At 71.2% G+C, this 16,948-nt stretch carries 12 protein-coding genes and 2 pseudogenes; 6 read left to right on the top strand and 8 right to left on the bottom strand.

All coding sequences use genetic code 11. From position 1 onward, the window contains the following. Window positions 1-32 precede the first annotated feature (32 nt). Window positions 33-884 carry an IclR family transcriptional regulator C-terminal domain-containing protein gene (locus ACGFYN_RS00135; RefSeq protein ID WP_393863422.1) on the top strand — a complete coding sequence of 284 codons (852 nt, stop codon included), beginning with the start codon at window positions 33-35 and terminating at the stop codon, window positions 882-884. Here ACGFYN_RS00135 and ACGFYN_RS00130 read toward each other — a convergent pair. From ACGFYN_RS00130 to ACGFYN_RS00120, 3 genes are read right to left on the bottom strand one after another with little or no spacing between them, the layout of a single operon-like run. Then, window positions 799-1,734, bottom strand: a complete 936-nt coding sequence (locus ACGFYN_RS00130; RefSeq protein WP_393863421.1) for a PDR/VanB family oxidoreductase — start codon at window positions 1,732-1,734, stop codon at window positions 799-801. The genes ACGFYN_RS00135 and ACGFYN_RS00130 overlap by 86 nt on opposite strands. Continuing rightward, window positions 1,731-1,913, bottom strand: coding sequence for a hypothetical protein (locus tag ACGFYN_RS00125; RefSeq protein ID WP_393863420.1), 183 nt, complete (start codon window positions 1,911-1,913; stop codon window positions 1,731-1,733). Before ACGFYN_RS00125 ends, ACGFYN_RS00130 begins: the two co-directional genes overlap by 4 nt. Next, window positions 1,910-2,983 carry a Rieske 2Fe-2S domain-containing protein gene (locus ACGFYN_RS00120; RefSeq protein WP_393863419.1) on the bottom strand — a complete coding sequence of 358 codons (1,074 nt, stop codon included), beginning with the start codon at window positions 2,981-2,983 and terminating at the stop codon, window positions 1,910-1,912. Before ACGFYN_RS00120 ends, ACGFYN_RS00125 begins: the two co-directional genes overlap by 4 nt. 439 nt (window positions 2,984-3,422) lie before the next feature. Between ACGFYN_RS00120 and ACGFYN_RS00115 the strand changes: the two genes are divergently transcribed. Together ACGFYN_RS00115 and ACGFYN_RS00110 are read left to right on the top strand one after the other, a co-directional pair. Continuing rightward, window positions 3,423-5,477, top strand: coding sequence for a phosphocholine-specific phospholipase C (locus ACGFYN_RS00115; protein ID WP_393863418.1), 2,055 nt, complete (start codon window positions 3,423-3,425; stop codon window positions 5,475-5,477). Window positions 5,478-5,554: 77 nt separating this feature from the next. Beyond that, entirely contained in the window at window positions 5,555-6,412 is an 858-nt protein-coding gene (locus tag ACGFYN_RS00110; protein ID WP_393863417.1) for a phospholipid scramblase-related protein, read from the top strand. Window positions 6,413-6,439: 27 nt separating this feature from the next. Here ACGFYN_RS00110 and ACGFYN_RS00105 read toward each other — a convergent pair whose 3' ends face one another. Further along, a complete protein-coding gene (locus ACGFYN_RS00105) occupies window positions 6,440-7,384 on the bottom strand; it encodes a hypothetical protein (RefSeq protein ID WP_393863416.1) in 945 nt (314 codons plus the stop codon). Next, on the bottom strand, window positions 7,381-8,199 hold the full coding sequence (locus ACGFYN_RS00100; protein ID WP_393863415.1) for a phosphatase PAP2 family protein: 819 nt from the start codon (window positions 8,197-8,199) through the stop codon (window positions 7,381-7,383). Before ACGFYN_RS00100 ends, ACGFYN_RS00105 begins: the two co-directional genes overlap by 4 nt. A 245-nt stretch (window positions 8,200-8,444) precedes the next feature. Between ACGFYN_RS00100 and ACGFYN_RS00095 the strand changes: the two genes are divergently transcribed. After that, window positions 8,445-9,059 (top strand): TetR/AcrR family transcriptional regulator, encoded by a 615-nt coding sequence (locus ACGFYN_RS00095; RefSeq protein WP_393863414.1) that lies wholly within the window; start codon window positions 8,445-8,447, stop codon window positions 9,057-9,059. Between the two features lie 153 nt (window positions 9,060-9,212). Here ACGFYN_RS00095 and ACGFYN_RS00090 read toward each other — a convergent pair whose 3' ends face one another. From ACGFYN_RS00090 to ACGFYN_RS00080, 3 genes and pseudogenes are all read right to left on the bottom strand, one after another. Continuing rightward, entirely contained in the window at window positions 9,213-10,259 is a 1,047-nt protein-coding gene (locus ACGFYN_RS00090; protein ID WP_393863413.1) for a DUF2510 domain-containing protein, read from the bottom strand. A gap of 121 nt (window positions 10,260-10,380) precedes the next feature. Continuing rightward, entirely contained in the window at window positions 10,381-11,535 is a 1,155-nt protein-coding gene (locus ACGFYN_RS00085; protein WP_393863412.1) for an anhydro-N-acetylmuramic acid kinase, read from the bottom strand. A gap of 4 nt (window positions 11,536-11,539) precedes the next feature. After that, window positions 11,540-12,855 (bottom strand): annotated as a pseudogene (locus ACGFYN_RS00080) (MFS transporter). A gap of 181 nt (window positions 12,856-13,036) precedes the next feature. Between ACGFYN_RS00080 and ACGFYN_RS00075 the strand changes: the two are divergent. After that, window positions 13,037-15,721 (top strand): ATP-binding protein, encoded by a 2,685-nt coding sequence (locus ACGFYN_RS00075; RefSeq protein WP_393863411.1) that lies wholly within the window; start codon window positions 13,037-13,039, stop codon window positions 15,719-15,721. A 433-nt stretch (window positions 15,722-16,154) separates the two neighbouring features. Further along, a pseudogene (locus tag ACGFYN_RS00070) lies at window positions 16,155-16,940 on the top strand (transposase family protein). The last annotated feature ends 8 nt before the right edge of the window (window positions 16,941-16,948 follow it).

Below are 16,948 nucleotides of genomic sequence, written 5' to 3'. Positions count from 1 at the left end.
ACAACATTGTTGACACTTTTGGGGGTGGGGCAATGCCCGGAGGAGCCCGCGCACCACATTTCGTGAGGTCCTTCGCGCGCGGCCTCGCCGTGATCCGCTCCTTCGACGCCGAGCATCCCGCGCGTACCCTCAGTGAGGTCGCCGGCACCTGCGGCCTGACCCGGGCCGCCGCCCGCCGGCTGCTGCTCACCCTCGCCGACCTCGGCTACGTGCACCAGGACGGCCGGCTCTTCCGCCTCACCCCGCGCGTGCTGGAGCTCGGCTACTCCTATCTGTCCAGCATCACGCTGCCGCAGATCGCCGAGCCGCATCTGGAGCAACTCGTCGAGCAGGTACGGGAGTCGTCGTCGCTCTGCGTCCTCGACGGCGACGACGTCGTCTACGTGGCGCGGGTGCCCACCCGCCGCATCATGTCCGCGGCGATCACCGTGGGCACGCGTTTCCCGGCGCAGGTGACCTCGGTGGGCCGGGTGATCATCGCCCATCTGCCGGACGAGGAGATCGACGCCCGGCTCGCCCGCATCGAGCTGCTGCCCCTGACGGAACACAGCGTGATGTCGGCAGCCGCCCTGCGGGCGGAACTTCGCCGGGTGCGCCGGCAGGGGTACGCCCTCGTCGACCAGGAGCTGGAGGAGGGACTGCGGTCGGTGGCCGCCCCGGTGCGCGACCGGGGCGGTGAGGTGGTCGCGGCGGTCAACATCGCCGTCCCGGCCGGCCGCAACTCCGTCGGGTCGATCCGCCGGGACCTGCTGCCGCATCTGCTCGAGACGGTCGCCAGGATCGATGCCGACCTCGGCATCACAGGTCCAGCACGAGCCTCTTCCCACGGCAGCGGGACACGCAGATCATCATCGTCTCCCCGCTCTGCCGTTCCGCGTCGGTGAGCACCGAGTCGCGGTGGTCCGGGGTGCCTTCGAGCACATCGGTCTCACAGGTGCCGCAGGTGCCCTCGGTGCAGGAGAACAGCACCTCGACACCGGCGCCGCGCACGGCGTCCAGCACGGAGACGTCCGCCGCGACGGTGACGCTACGACCGCTCTGCGCCAGCTCGACCTCGAACTCGGCGTCCTCGCCCTTCTGTTGCTCCTTCGGCGCGAACCGCTCGACGCGCAGCCGCCCGGCCGGGCAGCGCTCCTCGACCGCGTCCAGCAGCGCCCCGGGACCGCAGCAGTACACCAGGGTGCCCTCCGGCAGGCCGTCCAGCACCGGGTCCAGGTCCAGCAGACCGGACTCGTCCTGCGGGCAGACGGTCACCCGGTCCCCGTAGCGCGCCAACTCCTCTATGAAGGCGATGGAGTTACGGGTACGGCCGCCGTACAGCAGCGTCCACTCCGCTCCCGCCTCCTCGGCCGCGGCCAGCATCGGCAGGATCGGGGTGATGCCGATGCCGCCGGCGACGAAGCGGTAGCGGGAAGCGGGCTCCAGCCGGAAGTGGTTGCGCGGCCCGCGCACCCGCACCTTGTCGCCCTCGCCCAACTGCGCGTGCACGTGGGCGGATCCGCCGCGTCCGGCCGGCTCCAGCAGCACGGCGATCCGCCACGCCGACCGGTCCGCGGGGTCCCCGCACAGCGAGTACTGCCGCTCCAGCTCCGGCCCGAGCACGACGTCGACATGGGCGCCCGGCTCCCAGGCCGGCAGGTCCTCGCCGAGCGGATGGCGCAGGGTGAGGGCGAGCACGCCGTCGGCCGCGGACTCCCGGCGGTCGACGACGAGTTCGGCTTCGTACACGGTCATGGTTGCTGCCGCTCCTGTGCTCGGGGCGCGTGTCCTTCGGGATGGCCGAGCATCCACTCCCACATCTCGACCGGGTCCTGCGCGGTGTGCTCGGCGCCGCAGTGACAGGTGCCGTGCAGCACGTCGGTGCCCGGCAGCCAGTCGATGCGGTAGATCTCGCCGGTGGGGCCGCTGCTCACTGGACCTTCTCCACGGGCTTCTCGCCCTCCTCGACCAGCCGGGCGAGGATGCGGCGGGCAGCCAGGCCGCCGGTGTCGATGTTGATGCTCAGCTCCTGGTACCCCGTCCGCTCCGAACCGAGCGTTTGCTGCAGCAGGTTGAGCGCGTCGACGTCCTGCATGACCACGGTGTGGTTGTTGCCCCGCAGGAACTCGGTGACCTCGGCGTCCTCGACCGCCCAGTCGCGGGAGACCATCCAGAAGTCGTACACGTGCCCGTCGCCTGAGGGCGTGATGGCGTACGTGATCTCGGTGTGGAAGCCGTTCGGGTCGCTGCCGTCGGCCTCCGGCACGACCCCGGCCGGCGCGATCCGGCTGTGCAGCAGATACAGGCACGGGGCGTGGTACTCGATGTCCTGCCAGCGGGTGATCCGGCCCTCGATTCCGGTCGAACTGGCGTAGAACGGCGGGCACTCGGCGTCGTCCATGTGCCGGCTGACCCGCACGATGCCCGCGCCCTCGTCGACCTCGGTCGTGATCGGCGTCTCGGCGACCTCGGGAGTACCGATGTAGCCGCCGTGCAGATACGTCTCGTGGGAGAGGTCGAGGAGGTTGTCGACCAGCAGCCCGTAGTCGGCGTCGATGGGCTCCATGCCGCGCACGGTGACCCAGCCGGGGGCGTCGAGGTGCCTGGCCCGCGGGATGGTCTGCGCGTCGGCGAGCGCCGGGTCGCCGATCCACACCCACACCAGCGAGTCCTGCTCGATCACGGGGTAGGAGGCGACGCGGGCGGTGCGCGGTATGCGCTTCTGGCCGGGGACATACACACATGTACCGCTCGTGTCGTACGTGAACCCGTGGTAGCCGCACACGATCCTGTCGCCGTCGAGCCGGCTCGGCTTCTCGTGCAGCGGGAAGCGCCGGTGCACACAGCGGTCGGCGAGCGCGACGGGCGTCCCGTCCTCCTCGGTCCGGTAGAACACGAGCGGCTCACCGAGGATCGTCCGGCCGAGCAGCTCCTCGCGCCCGACCTCATGGCTGTACGCGGCGACGTACCACTGGTTCCTGGCGAAGGCGGTCATGTGAGGCATGGCGTTCCCGTCCCTGTCGGCGGGGCATCGTCGCCCCGCTTGCCGTGGTTGGACCCAGGGTCGTGACGGGCGCCACACGGGGGCAAGGGGGCTTCCGTCTGACGGAAGCCTTCTCCAGCTCGCCCGCGGCCCGCACCCGCGGCGGGAAGCACGGCACCGCGAACGAAAGGAATGCGCCACCCCCAGCCGTCCGTCGACCGGTCGCCCAGGGTGCCCACGAGCGGGGCCGCGATCCCCGGCGCGGCCGGCTTTCCGGTGCGGCAGGCCGCGAGGCTGCCGCCGCTCACACCTCACTTCCGTCGCCACACCGCTCGTACCGACGACTTTCACATTGGCGCCATCCGACCCTTCCCTGACGTTTGTTGCCCTTGGAACACTCGCTCCGCGCGCATTCCGTCATGTTCCGGCCGTCTGCACCAGGATGAGAGGCACCCACACCATGCCCGAAGTCAATCGGCGCAGATTCCTGCAACTCGCGGGCGCCACCACGGCGTTCACCGCGCTGTCGAGCAGCATCGAGCGTGCTGCCGCGCTGCCCGCGAACCGTCGCACGGGGTCCATCGAGGACGTCGAGCACATCGTCGTCCTGATGCAGGAGAACCGTTCCTTCGACCACTACTTCGGCTCTCTCAGGGGCGTTCGCGGCTTCGGCGACCCGCGCCCGGTGACCTGGCCCGACGGCACCTCGGTCTGGCACCAGAAGGACGCGGCCGGCAAGGAGATCCTGCCGTTCCACCCCGACGCCGACGACCTGGGCCTGGCGTTCATCCAGGACCTTCCGCACGGCTGGAACGACGGCCACGCCGCCTTCAACGGGGGCAAGTACGACAAGTGGGTGCCCTCCAAGGGCTCCACGACGATGGCGTACCTGACCCGCGACGACATCCCGTTCCACTACGCGCTCGCCGACTCGTTCACCATCTGCGACGCGTACCACTGCTCGTTCATCGGCTCGACCGACCCCAACCGCTACTACATGTGGACGGGTTACACGGGCAACGACGGCCAGGGCGGCGGCCCGGTCCTCGGCAACGACGAGGCGGGCTACGGCTGGACGACCTACCCCGAGCGCCTGGAGAAGGCGGGCGTCTCCTGGAAGATCTACCAGGACGTCGGCGACGGCCTGGACGCGGCCGGCGGCTGGGGCTGGATCTCCGACGCCTACCGTGGCAACTACGGCGACAACTCGCTGCTGTACTTCAACCAGTACCGCAACGCCAAGCCCGGCGACCCGCTCTACGACAAGGCCCGCACCGGCACCGACGCGACCAAGGGCGAGGGCTTCTTCGACCAGCTCAAGGCCGACGTCAAGGGCGGCAAGCTGCCGCAGATCTCCTGGGTCGTCGCCCCCGAGGCCTTCACCGAGCACCCCAACTGGCCCGCGAACTACGGCGCCTGGTACGTCTCCCAGGTCCTCGACGCGCTCACCGCCGACCCGAAGGTGTGGGCGAAGACGGCGCTGTTCATCACGTACGACGAGAACGACGGCTTCTTCGACCACCAGATCCCGGCGTACCCGCCGCAGTCCGCCACGCAGGGCAAGTCCACCGTCGACCCCGCCCTCGACCTGTTCAAGGGCAGCGGCAGCAACCCGGCCGGCCCCTACGGCCTCGGCCAGCGGGTGCCGATGCTGGTCGTCTCGCCCTGGAGCAAGGGCGGTTACGTCTGCTCCGAGACGCTCGACCACACCTCGATCATCCGGTTCATGGAGACCCGCTTCGGCGTCCACGAGCCGAACATCTCGCCCTGGCGGCGCGCCGTCTGCGGCGACCTGACCGGCGCGTTCGACTTCTCCCGTACGGACACCGAGCCGGTCGCCCTGCCGGACACCGACGGCTACCAGCCGCCGGACAAGAACCGGCACCCCGACTACGTTCCGACCCCACCCGTCAAGGGTGTCCTGCCTGGGCAGGAGCGCGGTCCGCGCCCGACGCGTCCTCTCAAGTACGCGCCGTACGTGGACGGTTCGGCGGACACCGCGGGCGGGAAGTTCACGCTCACGTTCGCCTCGGGGGCGCACGCGGGCGCGGCCTTCCTGGTCACCTCCGGCAACCGCACCGACGGCCCGTGGACCTACACCACCGAGGCCGGCAAGACGGTCGCGGACACCTGGAACTCGGCGTACTCGAAGGGCTCGTACAACCTGGCCGTGCACGGTCCCAACGGCTTCCTGCGCGTCTTCGAGGGCCCGAACAGGACCGCCGGACCCGAGGTCACCGCCCGCCACACCGGCGAGGACGTCGAGCTGAGCCTCACCAACAGGGGCTCCGGCACGGTCCGTCTGAAGCTGGCGGGCGGTTACGGCGTACGGCCGCGGACGTTCTCGGTACGGCCCGGCGCGACCGTCAAGCACACCGTCGACCTCGCGGCGAGCCGGCGCTGGTACGACCTCACCGTCACCTCCGAGGCCGACCGGAGCTTCCTGCGGCGATTCGCCGGACATGTCGAGAACGGTCGGTGCGGCGTCAGCGACCCGGCGATCATCACCACATGACGTGCCGGGTAAAAGCTGATGAATACCGCAACGGAAGGGGTGGCGGGGTGCCGGTGGGGCCGGGGTAGTGTGCCCCGGTGACCACGCATTCGAACACACCTGCAGGCTGGTACCCGGATCCGCACGGAGCGCCCCAGACTCTCCGTTACTGGGACGGCGTTCAGTGGACCCAGCACACGCACGCCGACCAGCAGGCGGTCCCGGCCGGGCAGCAGCAGTCGGCGATGCCGCAGATGCAGGCGCCGCAGATGCCGCAGCAGGCCGCGGGTCCCGACCCGCGGGTGCAGCGTCAGGTGCAGCAGCAGGCCGGGGTCGCCGCGGGCGGCCCCGGTGGCGGCAGCCTGTTCTCCGAGCCGGTCCTGGTGGTGAACCAGAAGGCCAAGCTGATCGAGCTGACCAACGAGTACACGGTCATGGATCAGAACGGCAACCAGATCGGCTCGGTCACCGAGATCGGGCAGAGCGCGCTGAAGAAGGTGGCGCGCTTCGTCTCCAGCCTCGACCAGTTCATGACGCACCGGCTGGAGATCCGGGACGCCTACGGCCAGCCGCAGTTGGTGCTGACCCGGCCCGCGAAGTTCTTCAAGTCGCGGGTGGAGGTCAGCCGTCCGGACGGTTCGCCGGTCGGCGAGATCGTCCAGCAGAACATGATCGGGAAGATCAACTTCGCGATGAACGCGAACGGCCGGCAGGTCGGAGCGATCAAGGCGGAGAACTGGCGGGCCTGGAACTTCGCCATCGTCGACCACGCCGAGAACGAGGTCGCCCGGATCACCAAGACCTGGGAAGGCCTCGCCAAGACGATGTTCACGACCGCGGACAACTATGTCCTGCAGATCCACTACCAGCTGCCCGAGCCGCTGCTGAGCCTGGTCGTCGCGACGGCGCTGACGGTGGACACGGCGCTCAAGCAGGATTCGCGCGGACTCGGTTAGCACAACTCCCGGGAACGCGGGAGGAGTTCACAGTGGTGTGAGGTGGCCCGGGTCCGACGTCGGCCGGGGCACCAGCACCGGCTCCTGTGTCGCCGTTTCCGGCTTGAGCGCCAGGACCGCGGCCACCGGGTGCTCCTCCTCGATCGGGGCCGGAGCTGGGGTCGGGCGCGTCAGCAGGACGACGCCCCAGGAGGCGAGGGCCGCGCCCGCGAGGGCGAGGAGCACGCCCGCCGCGCCGCCGCGCAGTCCCTGGCCGAGCATCGTGAGGCCGATCACCGAGGCCGCCGTCGGATTCGACAGGGTCAGTACCGCCAGCGGAGCGCCGAGGCCGCCCTTGTACGCCATCTGCGACAGGAGCAGTCCGCCCGCGGCGAAGGCGGCGACCAGCACCGCCACCAGGACGACCCGAAGGCTGAGCGCCGGGCCGGAGCGGTCGGTCGCGGCCACGGTCACCGTCTGCGTGAGCGCCGAGGCCACACCCGAGGCGAACCCGGACGCCGTGGCGTGCCGCAGTCCCGGCCGGGCTCCCGGCCGCGCCAGCATGCCGATCAGTGCGGCCGTGGTGCCCGCGACCGCCAGTGCCTCGGTCAGGCTCAGCACCTGCTCGGGCGCCGAACCGGACGCGGCGACCAGCAGCGCGGCCAGCCCGGCCAGCGTCAGCGCGGTGCCCCGCCACTCGGTCGTGCTGACCTTCCGGCCGGCCACCCGCGCTCCCATCGGCACGGCGGCGACCAGCGTGAGCGCACCGAGCGGCTGCACGACGGTCAGCGAGCCGTACTTGAGGGCGACGACGTGCAGCAGGGCCGCGGAGGCGTTGAGCCCGACCGCCGCCCACCAGGCGCCTGCGCCCAGCAGTCGCAGGACTCCGCTGTCGGAGCTGCGTGCGGCGAGGCGCTCCTGGGCCACTGCCGCGGCCGCGTAGGCGACGGCGGAGACCAGGGAGAGGGCGACGGCGACGAATACGGCGGTCATCGGCCCGCTCCGACCAGGACCCTGCTGTCGGCGTCGCCGGTGTCCGCGGCGGCCGGCGCGAGCTGCCCGCTGCCCCGTCCTGCCGTGCTGACCGTGCGGTGCGGCCGGTGGATCAGCGCGAGCGCAACGCCGAGCATGGCGGTCGCCACGAGGGCGTCGATCCAGTAGTGGTTCGCGGTGCCCACGATCACCAGCAGCGTCACCAGCGGGTGCAGCAGCCACAGCCAGCGCCACCGGGAGCGCGTAGCCGCGATCAGGCCGACGGCGACCATCAGAGCCCAGCCGAAGTGCAGCGACGGCATCGCCGCGAACTGGTTCGAGAGATGGTCCGAGGAGGGCGGGCCGTACACCGACGGGCCGTAGACGTGCGCCGTGTCGACCAGGCCCGCGCCGGCCAGCATCCGCGGCGGCGCCAGCGGATAGACGAAGGGCAGCACCAGGGCCGCCGAGGTGACGGTGGCCAGCACCCGGCGGGCCCAGACGTAGTGCGCGGGGCGCCGCAGGTAGAGCCAGATCAGGAAGGCCGCGGTGGCCGGGAAGTGGACGGTCGCGTAGTAGGTGTTGGCGATCTGGGCGAGACCGTCGCCGTGCAGCAGGAGGGACTGCACCGAGCCCTCGCCGGGCAGGTGCAGGGTCCGCTCGAGGTCCCACAAGCGGTGCCCGTTGTGGAGGGCCTCGCCGGTGTGGCCCGTGGCGAGCTGACGGCCGAACTTGTAGACGAGGAAGAGCCCCGCGACGAGCAGGAACTCGCGGACGAGCGGCGGCCGCGATATGGCGGCCGCCTCCGCGTCCGGAGGCTCAGTGCGTCCGTTCATCCCCCGGCTCCCTTGCTTACGGTCGTGCTTCGTGCTTCGTGCCCGTGCTGGCTGGACTTGCCTGCTGTACGTGGTGAGACCCCGGCCGGGGCCGGAACTCATCGGTACGCGCCCGTCCCGAAACGAATGCGTTCCGATACGGGAGTGTACCGATACGTCGGCGTTCCGGTACAGTGGCGTATCGATAGGTACGACACACTGGAAGCCGGGAATAATCCCGGCCCGGGAGCGAGGGAGAAGAGCACATGACGTCGCAGGCCGCGGACGGACCGGAATCGGTCGCCTCCTCGCGCCGCTCCAAGATCACGCCTCAGCGTGAGAAGGAGTTCTTCGACGCGGTGCTCGAGCAGATTCGTGAGTGCGGGTACGACGCCGTGACCATGGAGGGCGTCGCCGCGAGCACGCGGTGCAGCAAGTCCACGCTCTACCGGCAGTGGAAGACGAAGCCCCAGTTCGTGGCGGCGGCGCTGCGGTCCGCCCGGCAGATGCGCTTCGGCGGCATCGACACCGGGTCGCTGGCCGAGGATCTGCGCCAGGCCGCGCGGGTCGCCGCGCTGTGGGGGCGCAAGGACACCAGGCTCCACCAGGCGCTCGGCCATGCCATCACCCAGGACCCGGACCTTCAGCGGGCGCTGCGCGAGGCGCTGGTCGAGCCCGAGATCCGGGCGATGCAGGAGATCCTGCAGCGGGGCGTGGAGCGGGGCGAGGTCGCCGCCGACCATCCGGCCCTGCCGTACGTACCGGCGCAGATGTTCGGCGTGATGCGGGCCCGGCCCGTCCTGGAGGGGGAGTACGCCGACCCCGACTACCTGGTCCGCTTCGTGGAGGCCGCCGTGCTGCCGGCACTCGGCCTCACCTGAGACCCAGGTCGCCGTCCATGGGATGACCGGACGGGGACCTGACCGCGCCGCACCGTGGGGACGGGGGCGGCGCGCACCCCCCGGCCGGGCGGGGCTCCTCTTGAGCGGAGAGGAGTTCCGCCCGGCCGACCGATTTCCGCGGCCAAGGCAGGATCAGACGTTCTGACCGCTGCCGCCGCCGGTCGACACCTTGATCCCCTTGGTGATCGTGTCGATGACGCTCTGCTTCTCGGCGACATCCACACCGAAGCGGACGACGACGATCTGCTGCGGGTCGGCGGGCGAGGGGAACGCGAGCGACTCGACGTAGCCGTCCGAGCCCTTGCTGGTGACCGCTCTCCAGCGGACCAGATAGCCCTTCTGCCCGGCCACGGTGACCGCCTTGGACGCGAGTACGTCGTGCGAGGTGATCGCGCCGTAGGTCGTGCCGCCGTAGGAGTCCTTGGCGTTGGCGGCGATGTCGGCCTTCGCGACCGCCTCCGCCGTGCTGCCCTTGCTGCCCAGGACCTGCGCGGGCGCCGAGTACGCGCCGCCGTTCGTGCAGGTCTGGGACGTGTCGCCGGGGCACTTGTAGGACTTGTTGGACGAGATCTGCGCGCCCACGGACATCTGCTGGCCGTACCAGTCGTCCGGGATGGGCAGGCTGATGCCGCTGATCCCGTCGGTCACCGACCCACTGCGGATCTTCGGAGCCTCGGACTGCCCGGGAGCGGGCGACTCGGTGCCGCCTCCGCCGGAGCCGCCGGATCCTCCTCCGAACGGTCCGCCCTGACCGCCCCGGCCACCGGAGGAACCGCCCTCCCCGCCGGGGCCGCCCTGACCCTGCCCGGGCTGTGCGGCGCTGCCGCCGCCCGAACTGTCGTTGCCGGCCAGCGCGTACACGCCCACACCGATGCAGGCCAGGACGACCACGGCCGCCCCGACGGCGATGCCCGTACGCAGCCCACGGCGCGAAGCGGCCGGCGGCTGGGCCGGATACGCCGGGTACGTCGGATAGGCGGACGCATCGGCCGGAAACGGCGGCGGTGTCGGCTCCGCCCCGGCCGCCGGCGTCTGCGCCGGGGGACCCCATACGGCGGCCGAGCCCGCGGGGCGGGTCCGGTCCGTCCATGCCTTGCCGTCCCACCACCGCTCGGTGGCGGGACCCTCACTTGTCTGCCCGGGGTCGGGATACCACCCGGGAGGAGTCACCTGCGTCATGCCCCCACCGTATGAGGCGTCGGTGAAAGGCGGATGAGAGGACCCCGGGCACGGGGAGCCGGCCGGGATCTCGGGCCGCCGCAGACCGGTTGATTTCGGGTCATCGCCCATTGCCCCGCCGTCACACCACCACCAGCCGCTCCGGCGCCCGGGCGCCCGGCGGTGGCAGCCGGAACCCCTCCCGGCCAGGTGTGATCGACCCGAGCACGCTCGCGTGCCGGGCCCCGGTGCTCGTGGGGGAGGTGCCCGGGAGGCCGTGTGCCGTCAGGAATCCGAGGACGGCGAAGGCGTAGGCCTCCTTCGCGGGCGGCGGGAGTCCCAAGTCGGTGGAGGTGCGGAGCTCCACGCCCGGGAGCCGGTGCGCCAGCATGGTCATCAGCACCGGGTTCCTGGTTCCTCCGCCGGAGGCGATCAGTTCCGTGGCGTCGAGGGCGAGTACCGCCTCGGCGACCGTTCGGGCCGTGAGCATGGTCAGGGTGGCGATCACGTCCTCCGCCCTGAGGGTGCCGAAGCAGGCGAGCGCGTCCCGCAGGTAACCGAGGTGGAAGAGTTCCTTGCCCGTCGTCTTGGGCGCAGGCAGCGCGTAGTACGGCTCGTCGAGCAGGCGGTGCAGGAGCGGTTCGTGGACGGTGCCGCGCGCGGCCAGGGCCCCGTCGACGTCGTAGGCCATGCTTCCGCCGCTGAAACCGCGTGCCGCCGCGTCGATCAGGGCGCACGCGGGGCCCGTGTCGAACGCCGTGCCGTCGGAGGCGGTGAGGTTGGCGATGCCGCCGAGGTTGAGGGCGACGGGTGTGCCGGGGCGGCCGCGCAGCCACAGCAGGTCGACCAGGCTCACCAGGGGCGCGCCCTGTCCGCCGGCGGCGATGTCGCGCGGCCGGAAGTCGGCGACCACCGGCAGCCCCGTCGCCTCGGCGATCCAGGCGGGCTGCCCGAGTTGCAGCCTCCCGTGCACCTGGCCGCCGTCCGTCCAGTGGTGGAGGGTCTGCCCGTGGGAGGCGATCAACTCGGCCTCTTCGCCGCACAGTTCGGCGTTCGCCCGGACGGCCGCCGCCGCGAAGGCCCGCCCGATCCCCGTGTCCAGCCGGCACACCTCCGCCAGCGACGTCCCGCCCGGCGGCAGCGCGGCGGCGAGCGCGTCCCGCAGCTCCTCCTCGTACGCCTCGCTCACCATCCCCAGCGGCTTCAGCACGAGGCTGTCACCGCTCAGGCTCAGGTCGGCCGCCGCCGCGTCGATGGCGTCGTACGACGTGCCCGACATCAGCCCGATGACCCGCATCCGCTCAACCCGCCTTTCGTCCGGGGCCCTTGGCGAGCACGAGCGCGCTCACCGCGCAGGTCGCCGCCGCGTAGTACCCGGGAATGTCGACGCTCCCCGTCCGCTTCACGGTTTCCGTGATGATGAGCCCGGCGCAGCCGGAGAAGACCGCATTGGACAGGGCGTAGGCGAGTCCCAGGCCGGTGCAGCGGACGTTCGTGGGGAAGAGTTCCGCGAGCATCGCCGGGCCGGGGCCCGCCATCAGGCCCACCACCGCTCCCGCGGCGAACACCGCCGCACCCTTCGCGACGTTCGAAACTCCGGCATCCTGCAGCAGGTTGAGCAGCGGCAGCGCCAGCAGAGCCACGAGCAGCGCTCCCGTCAGCATCACCGCCCGCCGCCCCAATCGGTCGCTCAGCAGGCCCGCGGGGACGATGGTGGCCGCGAAGCCCAGATTGGCCAGGACGGTTGCGAGCAGCGTCTGTTGGAAGGTCGCGGCGAGGGTGCTCTGGAGGTACGAGGGGAGGACGACCAGGAAGGTGTAGCCGGCCGCCGCCCAGCCCATGACCCGTGCAGCGCCCAGCGCGATGGTCGCGGCGACCTCGCGCCCGGGCGGGCTCACGGTCTCGGCCTCCCGCCGGAACGCCGGTGTCTCCTCCAGCCGCAGTCTCAGCCACAGTGCCGCGAGTCCCAGCGGCAACGTCAGCAGGAACGGCACCCTCCCCCACTCTCGGCTTCGCTCGAGCGGGGCGACCCCCATCGCCCCAGTCCCCCAGTTGACGCTCAGTCAGCACAGTGGCCAGCAGCGCCGCCACCCCCGCGCCGCCCAGCAGCCCCAGTGCCACCGTGAACGACTGCCACGACCCGTACAGCCCACGCCGGCCCGGCGGCGCGCACTCCGTCATCACCGCCACCGCACCGCCGAACTCCCCACCCGAGGCCAGCCCTTGGAGCACCCGCAGCAGTGTTGAGCAGCCAAGGAGCGAGGGCTCCGGCCGTGGCGTACGTCGGCAGCGCCCCGATCGTCGTCGCCGCCGTCATCAGCACGATCACCAGGATCAGCACCGGACGGCGCCCGATCCGGTCGCCCAGCCGCCCGAACAGCGCCGCTCCGACGGGCCGGAAGAAGAACGCGAGCGCGAGGGACGCGTACGTCCTCACCAGCGTCTCGGCCTCGCTGCCGCCCTCCGGCGTGAAGAAGCGAGCCGCGATCACGGTCGCGAAGTAGCCGTAGACCCCGAACTCGTACCGCTCGACGAAGTTGCCGACCGACCCCGCCACCAGGGCCCGTACCGCGGACGCATTGCGCACGTCCCGGCGTTGTCCGAAAAAGACCGTCATCTCAGCGCCTTTTGACTGTCGGTTACCTTTCGAAGGGCAGATCACAGGCCCGGCGCGTCGCCTCCCCGCACCGGCTGTCACCCATCACGGCAAGAGGTACCCGGACCGGGCTCCGCTTCCCCGACCGGACGGCTACGCTCGAGGTCTGTACGTCGTTCGGGCGACTTGGGGAGGTAGCGGGATGACGGAGGTCCGGCCCACGGAGGCCGCCTCGGCCTCCCTCTGGGAGCGCGACGAGGAAATCGCCGCCGTCGAGGAGGCGCTCAACACCCTGTGCGCCGACCGCTCGTCCTCGGGCAGCCTGCTGGTGATCAGGGGCGAGGCGGGCATCGGCAAGACGGCCCTGCTGGCCGAGGCCCGCCGTATCGCCGAACGGCGCGGATGCACGGTCTGGTCGGCCCGCGGCGGCGAGACCCTCAAGTCCGTACCGTTCAATGTGGTACGGCAGTTGCTCCAGCCCGCGCTGGTGTCACTGATGCCGGAGGAGGCGCGCGAGTACCTCGGCGACTGGTACGACATCGCGGGCCCCGCCCTCGGCATCACGGAACCCGGCGAACGCCAGGCGGACCCGCAGGGCGTGACCGACGGCCTGGTCGCCGGGGTGCGCCGGCTGGCCCGCCGGGACTGGCCGCTGGTCCTGCTGATCGACGACGCGCACTGGGCCGACCTGGAGACGCTGCGCTGGCTCGCCGCCTTCGCCGAGCGGCTGGACGACCTGTCCGTACTGGTCGTGATGGCCCGCAGGCCCGGGGAGGTCGGCGGCGAGGGCGCCCGCTATCTGGAGTCGGTCGCCGCCGCCGCCGGGCAGCCCCAGGCCGTCCTGAGCGCCCTCACCCCGGAGGCCACCGCGGGCCTGACCCGCGCCACCCTCGGCGCGCACGCCGACGCCCCGTTCTGCCGCGAGGTCTGGGCCGTCACCGGCGGCAACCCGTACGAGACCGTGGAACTCCTCGCCAAGGTCCAGGACAGCGAGCTGGAGCCGACCGAGCACGCGGCCGCCGAACTGCGCGCCCTCAACCGCTCGGCCCGCGGCGGCGGACTCGTCGCCCGCCTGGAGGAACTCGGCATCGACGCCACCCGGTTCGCCTGGGCGGCCGCGATCCTCGGCACCGGCATCTCCGTCGGCCTGGTGGCCAAGCTCGCCACCATGGGCCACGCCGACGCGGCGCGCTGCGCCGAACTCCTCGAGGGTGCCCGCATCCTCACCGAACCCGACCCGGCGAACGCCCAGATCGGCGACGGCGACCTGGAGTTCGTGCACCCGCTGATCGCCTCCGCCGTCTACAACTCCATCCCGGACGCCCTGCGCACCGCGATGCACGGCATCGCCGCCCAGGTCGTCACGGACTCGGGACTCGGCGCCGCGATGGCCTCCCGGCATCTGCTCCAGGTGCACCCGGACGACGACGAGGAGCTGGTCGAGCAGCTGCGTGAGGCGGCCCGTGAACACCTTGCCGTCGGCGCGCCCGACGCGGCCCGGCGCTGTCTCGAACGCGCCCTGCTGGAACCGCCGGTTCCGGAGGTCCACGCGCGCGTGCTCTTCGAACTCGGCTGCGCCACCCTGCTCACCGCGCCCGCCACCACCATCGACCATCTGCAGTCCGCGCTCGCCATGCCCGGCCTCGACGCCGACGAGCGCGTCGACGCCGTCGTCCGCCTCTCCCAGGCCCTCCTCCACAACGACCAGCTGGGGGAGGCCGTCCGCACCGTCGAGGCGGAGGCCGCGCGGCACGAGGACGGGCCCGCGAGGTTGCGGCTGCAGGCCGTGCAGTACATGTGGGAGGGCATCTACGCCGGCGAGTCGAACTCGCCGGGCCGCTCCGAACGTCTCGCCGGCCTCGCCCGCACCTGCACCGGCCGCAACAACTCCGAGCGCGCCCTGCTCATGCTGCGCGGCTTCGACGCGCTGCTCCAGGGAGAGAGCGCGGAAGAGGTCGTTGAAGCGTGCGACCGGGCACTGGTCAACGGGCGACTGGCGCCGGGGCTTGGCTGGACCAACACCGAGTGGGGCATCGAACTCCTGCTGATGCTCTCCAACTCCTACGCCTACACCGACCGCCTCGACCGTTCCGAAAGCCTCTACAACGAAGCCCTGCGCACCTATGAGCAGGCCGGCTGGAGCGGCGGTCACCTCTCCCTCGCCCATGCCCACATCGGCCTCGTGCACCGCAGGCGCGGCCGGCTCAGGGAGGCGGAGGCGTCCCTGCGCGAGGCGCTGCGCCTCGCCGAGCGAGTCGGCCGCGGACTGCCCCTTTACTGGTGCGCCACCAGCAACCTCGTCGACGTCCTGCTGGCCCGCGGCCATGTCGAGGAGGCATGGGCCATCGCCGACCAGTACGGCTTCGCACCGCCCTATCCGTCCCCCATGGTGATGCACGACCCGCGGTCCGTCCGCGGCCGGCTGCTGCTCGCCGTCGGCCGCACCACGGACGGCATCAACGAGCTGGAGGAGGCCGAGAAGGACGCGGCCGCGCGTGGCCACCACAATCCGGTCGTTCTCCCCTGGGCGTTCAACCTCGCCCGAGCCCTTGCCACGGAGGATCCTGTCCGGGCCGCGCAACTGGCCTCGGACGCCCGTCGGCAGGCTGAGCGGTTCGGAACGGATACGGCGATCGGCGAGGCCCTGAGGTGTGCCGCGGCGCTGGAGACGGGGCAGCGGGCGGTTCGCCTGGCCGCGCAGGCCGTGGCCTACCTGGAGGCTTCGCCCTGCCAGTACGAGCACGCCGCCGCGCGGGTCGAGTACGGGATCGCCGCGCGGTCCGTGGCGGAACTCAACCGGGGCCTTGCGCTTGCCCGTTCGTGCGGTGCGGACGGGTTGGTGACGAGGGCCCGGGACGTGCTGGAGACGGGGCGGGGCTTGCGCTGAGGATTCCCAAAGCTTGGTTGTGCGGATCCGGCTGACCAGTGCGGACAGGCTCTGGGCCCAGCACAGATGACTCACCGTAATGGTTCTGGTTTCACCATTCCGGGGAGGTTGCTGTGTGGAGCGCATGGCTCTCCACACAGGTTCGGCCGCCGCCGAGATCGTTTCCGGTGGCGGCCGGCGACGGCCGGATGTACGTCTCTGCCGTCTTGTTCTGCCCGTATGCGGTGGTGCAGCATTTCAGCCGTGGAGGGGCTGCTTCCGCCTCATGGCCTCGGTCAGCTGGCGGTGGGCGACGAACAGTGAGTCTTTGCCAACAAGATCTGTGAGCTGGCCAGTTGGTTGGACAGATGAGCGAAGCCCCTGGTAGACGGGTTCACGACCAAGATCACCCGGTACCCACCAGAGGCTTCGTGCGCTTGTCTACGCGTGCGGGCTGGACGTGTCCAGTCGATCCCTGTCCTTCCTTGCCGCTTGCCTGCGAGAACACCGCCGTCGGAACCAGAGCCGCTGGCGCCGGCTTCCAGTCGGGCGTCAAGCCCTGCTGGCGTTGACCGCATCTGCGGAACGGAACCACGTACGCCCAACTCGCAGCAGGTTTCGGGATCGGGATGAGCACGGTCTACCGCTACATCACCGAGGCCGTCGACTTGTTGGGCGCGCTCGCACCGACCCTCGACGAGGCCGTCCGGGCTGCTTCGAGGAAGGCATACGTCCTGCTCGACGGGACGCTCCTGACCATCGATCGGATCGCCGCAGACCGGCTCTTTGACCCTGGGAGGCATAAGAAGCACAGGTCCTCACCGACCCGTCCGGCGGCTGCTGTGGGCCTCGCCCGCGCTGCCAGGGGCTGTCCACGACGTTCGCGCGGCCCGCGAACACGGCATCATCAACGCCCTCGACCAGGCCCAGATACCTTGCTGGGCGGACAAGGTCAAGGCGCCCGCGGCACGGTCCGGGTTCCGTTCCGCGTCCGAAGGGAGACACTTTCGGCAGGTCAGCAGGCCGTGAACCGATCCCAGGTCAAGATCCGAGCCCTCGTCGAACAAGCCATGCCACCATCAAGAACTGGCGACTCCTCCGCAGACTCCGCTGCTCCACCACCCCCATCACGAGTCTCGTCCAGGCCGTCCTTGCCCTGGGCCCTGAGCAACGCGATCTCCTCTCGCTCGGAGAACGAGGTCACGTGCGCTGGAGTGGGGTATTGACGGCCACTCGGTGATCTCGTTT

The sequence above is a fragment of the Streptomyces sp. NPDC048419 genome (assembly GCF_043200415.1).
Classification (GTDB): Bacteria; Actinomycetota; Actinomycetes; order Streptomycetales; family Streptomycetaceae; genus Streptomyces.
The sequence above is the reverse complement of the archived record's forward strand: the minus strand, read 5'-3'. Positions and strand labels throughout refer to the sequence as shown.